Here is a 9,072-nt window from a genome sequence, read left to right on the forward strand (position 1 = left end):
AGTGTAATTTTTTTTTCCGATAGGTTGTAAAAAACCTGCTCACAGCGGCAGATTTTCTTCCTTTTTTTTGCTGGCAATCGTTTGCTTTTACCAGGTGGTCAGATAAAATGCCCGCTTTTCCACCGTGGGATTGCCGCCGATGTCCGTTAACACCATAGAATCGCCAGATGCGCAACCGATTGCGCAGAAGCAAAATAGCGAACTGATTTACCGCCTTGAAGACCGACCGCCGCTGCCGCAGACGCTTTTTGCCGCCTGCCAGCATCTTCTGGCAATGTTTGTTGCGGTGATCACCCCGGCGCTGCTGATTTGCCAGGCGCTCGGTTTACCGGCGCAGGACACGCAGCACATTATCAGTATGTCTCTGTTCGCCTCCGGCGTGGCCTCCATTATTCAAATTAAAGCCTGGGGCCCGGTGGGGTCTGGGCTACTGTCGATTCAGGGCACCAGCTTTAACTTCGTGGCGCCGCTGATCATGGGCGGTACAGCGCTGAAAACCGGCGGTGCGGATGTTCCGACCATGATGGCGGCGCTGTTCGGCACGCTGATGCTGGCAAGCTGCACGGAGATGGTCATCTCCCGCGTTCTGCACCTGGCACGCCGTGTGATCACCCCGTTGGTTTCCGGCGTGGTGGTGATGATTATCGGCCTGTCGCTGATTCAGGTGGGCCTCACCTCCATCGGTGGCGGCTACGCGGCAATGAGCGACCACACCTTCGGCGCGCCGAAAAACCTGCTGCTGGCGGGCGTGGTGCTGGCGATCATCATTCTGCTTAACCGTCAGCGTAACCCTTACCTGCGCGTGGCCTCGCTGGTGATCGCCATGGCAGCGGGCTATCTGCTGGCGTGGGCGCTGGGGATGCTGCCGGAGAACACCGCGCCGACCAACAGCGCGCTGATCACCGTCCCAACGCCGCTTTATTACGGCCTGGGCATAGACTGGGGTCTGCTCCTGCCGCTGATGCTGGTGTTTATGATTACTTCTCTGGAGACCATCGGTGATATCACCGCTACCTCCGACGTCTCTGAGCAGCCGGTTTCCGGCCCGCTGTACATGAAGCGTCTGAAAGGCGGCGTGCTGGCGAACGGCCTGAACTCGTTTGTCTCTGCGGTATTCAACACCTTCCCGAACTCCTGCTTCGGCCAGAACAACGGTGTGATCCAGCTGACTGGCGTGGCCAGCCGCTACGTTGGTTTCGTGGTGGCGCTGATGCTGATCGTCCTCGGCCTGTTCCCGGCGGTGAGCGGCTTTGTGCAGCACATTCCTGAGCCGGTGCTGGGCGGCGCAACGCTGGTGATGTTTGGGACTATCGCGGCCTCCGGCGTGCGTATCGTCTCCCGCGAGCCGCTGAACCGCCGCGCGATCATGATTATCGCGCTGTCGCTGGCCGTTGGTCTGGGTGTTTCCCAGCAGCCGCTGATCCTGCAGTTTGCGCCGGACTGGGTTAAAAACCTGCTCTCTTCCGGCATTGCCGCGGGCGGTATCACCGCTATCGTGCTGAACCTCGTTTTCCCGCCTGAGAAGAACTGATCTCCCTCACGGCAGGCAGTCAATGCCTGCCGTGACATCTAATTACACCATTCCCGCCTTGAGCATTGCGCATAAATCGTGCATAACTCCCTTATGTTCGTTTCGCGGGATGGAAGACCATGAAATTTATTGGAAAGCTACTCGTCTATCTTCTGGTAGCCCTGCTTATTGTGCTGCTGGCGCTCTATATTTTGCTCCAGACCCGCTGGGGCGCGGCGCAGGTCAGCAGCTGGATTACGGTGAATACCGACTACGAACTCAGTTTCGACAAGATGAATCACCGCTTTTCATCGCCTTCCCACCTCATTCTGGAAAATGTCACCTTTGGGCGGGACGGTAAACCCGCCACATTAGTTGCCAAAAAAGTCGATATTGGCCTGAGCAGCCGTCAGATCACCGCTCCGCTGCACATGGGCACTATCACCCTGTTCGACGGCACGCTGAATCTCTCGCCTCAAACAGCGCCGCTGCCCTTCCAGGCCGATCGTCTGCAGCTGAACAACATGGCCTTTAATAGCCCGAATACTGAATGGGATCTGAGCGCACAGAAGGTCACGGGCGGCGTCAGCCCATGGCAGCCAGAAGCCGGGAACGTGCTGGGTAAAAACGCGAAGATCCAGATGAGCGCCGGCTCGCTGACCCTGAACGGCGTACCAGCCACCAACGTGCTAATCGACGGCCAGTTGAACGGCAAGGAGGTGGTGCTGAACACCATTGGTGCCGATATGGCCCGTGGCTCGCTCACCGGATCCGCCCTGCGTAACGCTGACGGAAGCTGGATAATCGACACCATGCGCCTGAACGAGATCCGCCTGCAGAGCGACAAAACGCTGAAAGCGTTCTTCGCGCCGCTGGCTACCATCCCCTCCCTGCAAATTGGCCGTCTGGAGATCACCGATGCCCGCCTGCAGGGCCCGGACTGGGCGGTGACCGATCTCGACTTAAGCCTGCGCAACCTGACTCTCAGCAAAGGCGACTGGCAGAGCCAGGAAGGTCGCCTGTCCATGAACGCCAGCGAGTTTATCTTCGGCTCGCTGCATCTGTTTGACCCGATCCTGAATGCGGAGTTTTCCCCGAAGGGCATAGCGCTGCGTCAGTTCACCTCCCGCTGGGAAGGCGGTATGGTGCGCACGTCCGGCAACTGGCTGCGCGACGGTAAAGCGCTGGTTCTGGACGATGTTGCTATCGCCGGGCTGGAGTACACCCTTCCTGAAAACTGGAAAACGCTGTGGATGGAGCCGCTGCCGGAATGGCTGAACAGCGTCACGCTGCAAAAATTCGGCCTGAGCCGCAACCTGGTGATCGACATCGATCCCGCCTTCCCGTGGCAGATCACCTCCCTGGATGGCTACGGCGCAAACCTACAGCTGGCGAAAGATCGCCAGTGGGGCGTCTGGGGCGGCAGCGCAACATTAAACGGCGCGGCGGCGACCTTTAACCGCGTCGACGTGCGCCGTCCGTCGCTGGCGCTGAATGCCAACGCCGCCACGGTGAACATTAGCGACCTGAGCGCCTTTACCGAGAAAGGTATTCTGGAAGCCACGGCGACGGTTTCACAACTCCCGCAGCGGCAGACCACGGTGAGCCTGAACGGGCGCGGCGTACCGCTCAACGTGCTGCAGCAGTGGGGCTGGCCTGCGTTACCGATTACGGGCGACGGCAATATTCAGATGACCGCCAGCGGCAGCGTGCAGGCGAATGCCCCACTGAAGCCAACGGTGAATGGGAAGCTGAGCGCGGTAAATATGGATAAGCAGCAGGTTGAGCAGACGATGACGGGCGGCGTGGTTGCAACGCCTGTGCAATAAAGTTTTTGATGTTTGTTCCCTCTCCCTGTGGGAGAGGGTCAGGGTGAGGGCATCAGAGCGCATAATTACCTTAGGCCCGGTAAGCGAAGCCACCGGGCATTTTCCACCTCAGAGCTGAACCACCACCTCATTCCCCTCCGCTTTCACCACCACACCCCACTCGCTGCCCGCGTGCGAGCCGCCTTTCACGCCACTCACCTTCTGCACGTTGCGCAAGCACACCGACCAGTTTTTCGCGTCACCCGCGCCGGTAAAGGTCACAATGTCGCCCCGACGTGACGCCTTCAGCGTAAACGCCACAGAACCGTCCGCCGCAGGCACTTCGCTCACCGCCGCTGCGCCATCCTCCAGATTAAACAGCTGGAAGGCCGTCCCCGCGTTCCACACGTAGTCCGGCTTCTGGTTATTGTTGCCCAGCGCCAGCAGCGTGTTGTCGCGCACGTAGACCGGCAGGCTCATAAAATCGTGCTGCTGCTTATGCCAACGGCTGCCATGGATTTCGTCGTTGTGCCACAGGTGGGTCCAGCGGCCTTCCGGCAGGTAGAACTGCACGTCGCCCGCCTCGGAGAACACCGGAGCGACCATCAGGGCATCCCCCAGCATGTATTGACGGTCGAGGTAATCGCACGCCGGATCGTCCGGGAACTCCAGCATCATCGCGCGCAGCATCGGCGTGCCGAACTCGCGGGCCAGCGCCGCCTGACGGTACAAGTACGGCATCAGCTGACACTTCAGCTGCGTGAAGTGGCGCACCACGTCGCAGGACTCGTCATCGTACGCCCACGGCACGCGGTAGGATTTGCTGCCGTGCAGACGGCTGTGGCTGGAGAACAGCCCGAACGCGCACCAGCGTTTATAGACGTGCGCCGGAGCGGTGTTTTCGAACCCGCCAATATCGTGGCTCCAGAACCCGAAGCCGGACAGGCCAATCGACAGCCCGCCGCGCAGGCTTTCCGCCATCGACTCGTAGTTGGCGTAGCAGTCGCCGCCCCAGTGTACCGGAAACTGTTGCGCTCCGACGGACGCCGAGCGGGCAAACAGCACCGCCTCCTCTTCGCCGACGGTCTCTTTCAGCACGTTCCACACCAGTTCGTTATAGATGTAGGCGTAGTGGTTGTGCATCTTCTGCGGATCGGAACCGTCGAACCACTGCACGTCGGTCGGGATACGCTCGCCGAAGTCGGTCTTGAAGCAGTCAACGCCGATATCCACCAGGCCTTTCAGCTTGTCGGCATACCACCGGCATGCGTCCGGATTAGTGAAGTCGTAAATCGCCAGCCCCGGCTGCCATTTGTCCCACTGCCACAGAGAGCCGTCCGGACGCTTGAGCAGATAGCCCTTCTCTTTCAGCTCGCGGAAAATCGGGGATTTCTGACCGATATACGGGTTGATCCACACGCAGACCTTCAGCCCTTTCTCTTTCAGGCGGCGGATCATCCCTTCCGGGTCCGGGAAGGTCACCGGGTCCCACTCGAAGTCGCACCACTGGAAGGCCTTCATCCAGAAGCAGTCGAAGTGGAACACGTGCAGAGGCAGGTCGCGCTCGGCCATGCCGTCGATAAAGCTGTTCACCGTCGCTTCATCGTAGTTGGTGGTGAACGACGTGGTCAGCCACAGGCCGAACGACCACGCAGGCGGCAGCGCCGGACGCCCGGTGAACTGCGTATAGAGGTTCAGCACCTCTTTTGGCGTCGGGCCGTCGATCACGAAGTACTCGAGATATTCCCCTTCGACGCTGAACTGCACTTTGGACACTTTCTCGGAGCCGACTTCAAACGAGACGTTTTCCGGGTGATTCACCAGCACGCCGTAGCCGCGGTTGGTCAGGTAGAACGGGATATTTTTGTAGGACTGCTCGGTGCTGGTGCCGCCGTCGCGGTTCCAGGTTTCGACCGTCTGGCCGTTGCGCACCAGCGCGGTAAAGCGCTCGCCCAGGCCGTAGACTGTTTCCCCCACGCCCAGATCCAGACGCTCGAACACGTAATTACGGTCGGTGTTACTGTCCTGCACGTAGCCGTTGTTTTTCAGCTGGCTGCCGGTAATGCGCTGGCCGTTGCGCAGGAAATCCAGCGCCCAGAACTCGCCTTTGGTGACGCGCACGCTGACGCTGCCGCTTTTCAGCTCGGCAAATTCGGCGTTGTTTTCAATCTCGACCTTCACGTCTTTCAGAACGTTCAGGGGATAGTGCGGGCCGTTGTTCAGCGCGCCCTGGAAGTGCTCGATGCGCACCCCGACAATCCCTTCCTGCGGGGAAAACAGGCGCACCGTGAACATCAACGTGTCGAGCTGCCAGGTGCGCTCACGCACGTCGCGTGGCGCAACATACACCACCAGGTCATTGCCCTGCTGCTCCACGTCGAACACCTGAACCGGATAGGTCACGTTCAGGCCCGGTTGAATAAGCCAGTTTCCATCACTGATTTTCATGCTTTCGTCCTCTTAGTTCTGCAATTCTTTGCTGACCGGCAGGTTTTCAAAATCCTGCTGATTGCGGCGCGCGCCCTGCGCCAGCTCGCCAAGGATTTTGGTCAGGAAGGGGGTTTTCAGCGTGTAGTAGCGTTTGGCGATAATGGCGCTCAGCACGTAGCAGATCGCCGGCGCCAGCGTAAACAGGCCGATAATGATACTGATGGTCGCGCTGTTCTGGGTTTTGGCCGCCGCGTCGTAGCCGCCGCCAGCCAGCATCCAGCCGATCATCGCTCCGCCCAGCGCCAGGCCGAGCTTCAGCACGAACAGCGTGCCCGCAAAGCTGATGCCGGTCAGGCGTTTGCCGTTGGTCCATTCGCCGTAGTCGACGGTATCGGACATCATCACCCACTGGATTGGCGTCACCAGCTGGTGCAGCACGCCGATGACGAAGATAAAGGCGAACATCAGCACCGTGGCGTGCATCGGTACGAAGAACATCGCCACGCTGACCACCGCCAGCGCGGCGTTGGTCCACCAGAAGATGCTGACCTTGCACTTCCAGTCGGTGAGCGGTTTCGCCAGCGCGGAGCCGATCAGATTGCCGACGCAGTAGGTGGTGAGGAACGCGACGAACACCTCCGGCGAGCCCATGATCCAGGTGCAGTAGTACATCATCGCGCCGCCGCGCACGCAGACGGCGAGGATATTGAGGATGGTCAGCACGCCGACGATGCGCCACTGGTCGTTTTGCCAGATATCGCGCAGGTCTTCCCGCATGGAGGTGGTGCTCGGCGGCACCTGGATGCGCTCTTTGGTGGTGAAGAAGCAGAACGCCAGCATCAGGAACGCGACCACCGACAGCACAGCGATCCCGCCCTGGAAGCCGAACGCCTTATCGTCGCCGCCAATCAGCTTCACCAGCGGCATCATCAGCACCGTGGAGAGCATGCCACCCGCCGTCGCCAGCACGAAGCGCCAGGACTGAAGGGAGATACGCTGCGTCGGGTCGCTGGTGATTACCCCGCCCAGCGCGCAGTACGGGATGTTGACTACGGTATAGAGCAGGGTCAGCAGCGTGTAGGTAATTGCCGCGTAAACCATTTTGCCGTTGAGGCTGAGGTCCGGTGTGGTGTAGGCCAGCACGCAGACGATGCCGAACGGGATGGCGCCGAACAAAATCCACGGACGGAACTTGCCCCAGCGGCTGCGGGTGCGGTCGGCGATCAGCCCCATACACGGGTCGGAGATCGCATCCAGCGCGCGGGCCAGCAGGAACATGGTGCCGACAAACCCGGCGGGAATGCCGAAAATATCGGTGTAGAAAAACATCATGTACAACATGACGTTATCAAAAATGATGTGGCTGGCGGCGTCACCCATGCCGTAGCCAATCTTCTCTTTTACTGACAATACTTCGCTCATCTTTTTTATCCTTCACGCTGTAGGGGGCGCTGAGACCGGTTGCATTGGTTTTAAACCATTGTTTCAACGGCGGGTATTGCGTTTTCTGGTTAGCAGATTACGTTTCTTGTTTTTTGTGATCGCGATAAATGTTGGAGAGCACAAAAGGCTAACCTGAGGATTTTCTTAGGAATTAGCTGAAACAGGGGGGTACAGGTCAAAAGAGAGGTGAAAAAAGTGGTGTGGGGTATGTGGTAAATGCCTGAAAGTAGCTATAATGCGCCCCGCCTCCATGTAGCAATGCAGGCGCGGAAGATCGTCATCTCCGGTGAGGTGGCTGGACTTCAAATCCAGTTGGGGGCGCCAGCGTTCCCGGGCAGGTTCGACTCCTGTGATCTTCCGCCAAAAATGTCATTCACCTCGATAATAAAAAACGTCACTCGTAAATAGAACCGCTTATTGCAACCACCTTATGTGAGCTTGATCAATTATTCATTTGAATATTGAGTGTTATCCTTTTACTTATTCAAAAAATATTTAAGGGAAGCTGTAATGGAATGGATTATTGGTGCGGTGATTCTAATGGCTATTATTTGTACCATATTCAAGCCCAGACGGTGTGATATCTGCCAAACTTATTTCAAGAAAAAATATTACACATGGAAAATCCAAGGAAAGAAACAACATCTATGCCCCAACTGCAATGGTAAAATGCAGCGTCGAGTTAGTTCGCAAAAATTTAAGAGTAGATTTGGTTAAAATTTTTTTAATCATTTTTTAATCGCAAACTTCAGGATAATCATAAATGATAAGTTTTTTATTATAGTTCTATAACTTATCATTTATTCCCTTATTACCATCACCAAATTAAAAACCATGATAGCTACTTATTCATAAGCCTAAGCCTACAAGCTTCTTTAACCCACTTACTAAAATTCCCTTTCCCCGCAGCCTTCTCAATCTGCCCCAAAAGCTCATCCTCGAACCGGATGTTTTTCATCGTGCTCTTTGTGCGGTCAAAATTTGGTTTGTTTTTCTCTTGCATGGTAGGTACCACTTCGGTTAGTTTTTCCGCATGTGGTACCTACCACATGGATTATAAATTCCTGACAACGCCCAGCAGTGTTGGAGCACTAAAGGGCGTCTACCATACCAACTATCAATGAGTTGATTATAACTGATTCACATTCTATCCAGACACCGACCAATCCGGAACCGAGCGTTCGTTGATTATGGGATACTGCCCAAATGTTTTCGACAAATCGACGCTGAAAATCATCCTTTCTGGCAAGTAGCTGCGCGCGGCGGGGTTTGATACCGGACAGCATGTCACTGTAAAGGTCATGAAAGGATGTATCATTCTGGTGGCGTATAACGAGCAGGAAGCGGTTGCAGGATAAACGCTCATTGAGATAGAGGACGCGCTTGCAGCGATTTAAGCTCCCTGTTCGAACCATCAACTAACATCTCATAAATAGAATTTCTGATGGCGACATTGATCAGCATTCAACTATCCGGAAATTCCGGATAGTTGGCCCGGAAAGGTGACATCAGATTTCCAGTGAGAGATCACTACAATCTCAAAGCTACACTCGTAGTTACGCTCAGCTCATGGCTCCCAGTTTCGCCTTTAGCGGCCATACGGCTATTAAACTAATATGCAACGGATCTAACGCCCTCATTCTCACGCTCATATAATATCTAAATTAATAGCCAACAATTATTCACGACAAATATAATGCGAAGATTAAAATATCTGAATTTTTCATTACGTATAAACTATTGCGATATGCATCACAGCAGAAATACAATATTAATAGAAACTTGTACCTATGTTTACTGTTAAAAGGTGCAATATGTATTATAGCGACTCATTAATAACATCAATGGATGCGAATAAAATATTGGCACTAAAGTTAGATA

Annotated in this window: 5 protein-coding genes, 1 tRNA gene and 1 pseudogene; 4 read left to right on the forward strand and 3 right to left on the reverse strand. The window is 55.8% G+C overall.

The annotated features are described in order from the left end of the window. Positions 1-139 precede the first annotated feature (139 nt). Positions 140-1,531, forward strand: coding sequence for a xanthine/proton symporter XanP (gene xanP / locus IM295_RS14230; RefSeq protein WP_014881972.1), 1,392 nt, complete (start codon positions 140-142; stop codon positions 1,529-1,531). Between the two features lie 119 nt (positions 1,532-1,650). After that, positions 1,651-3,339, forward strand: coding sequence for an AsmA family protein (locus IM295_RS14235; protein WP_193066853.1), 1,689 nt, complete (start codon positions 1,651-1,653; stop codon positions 3,337-3,339). Positions 3,340-3,447: 108 nt separating this feature from the next. Here the strand turns inward: IM295_RS14235 and yicI are convergent, their stop codons facing one another. Both yicI and IM295_RS14245 read right to left on the reverse strand, forming a co-directional pair. Then, positions 3,448-5,766, reverse strand: coding sequence for an alpha-xylosidase (yicI, locus tag IM295_RS14240; protein WP_193066854.1), 2,319 nt, complete (start codon positions 5,764-5,766; stop codon positions 3,448-3,450). Between the two features lie 12 nt (positions 5,767-5,778). After that, entirely contained in the window at positions 5,779-7,170 is a 1,392-nt protein-coding gene (locus IM295_RS14245) for a glycoside-pentoside-hexuronide family transporter (protein ID WP_193066855.1), read from the reverse strand. 289 nt (positions 7,171-7,459) lie between these two features. On the opposite strand from IM295_RS14245, the gene IM295_RS14250 reads away from it, so the two are divergent. Next, a tRNA-Sec gene (locus IM295_RS14250) sits at positions 7,460-7,554 on the forward strand. Positions 7,555-8,032: 478 nt separating this feature from the next. Here the strand turns inward: IM295_RS14250 and IM295_RS14255 are convergent. After that, positions 8,033-8,194 carry a YlcI/YnfO family protein gene (locus tag IM295_RS14255; RefSeq protein ID WP_126345615.1) on the reverse strand — a complete coding sequence of 54 codons (162 nt, stop codon included), beginning with the start codon at positions 8,192-8,194 and terminating at the stop codon, positions 8,033-8,035. Between the two features lie 128 nt (positions 8,195-8,322). Between IM295_RS14255 and IM295_RS14260 the strand changes: the two are divergent. Beyond that, a pseudogene (locus IM295_RS14260) lies at positions 8,323-8,588 on the forward strand (SymE family type I addiction module toxin). Positions 8,589-9,072: the final 484 nt, after the last annotated feature.

The sequence above is a fragment of the Enterobacter cloacae complex sp. P14RS genome (assembly GCF_014895895.1).
Lineage (GTDB): Bacteria > Pseudomonadota > Gammaproteobacteria > Enterobacterales > Enterobacteriaceae > Enterobacter > Enterobacter bugandensis.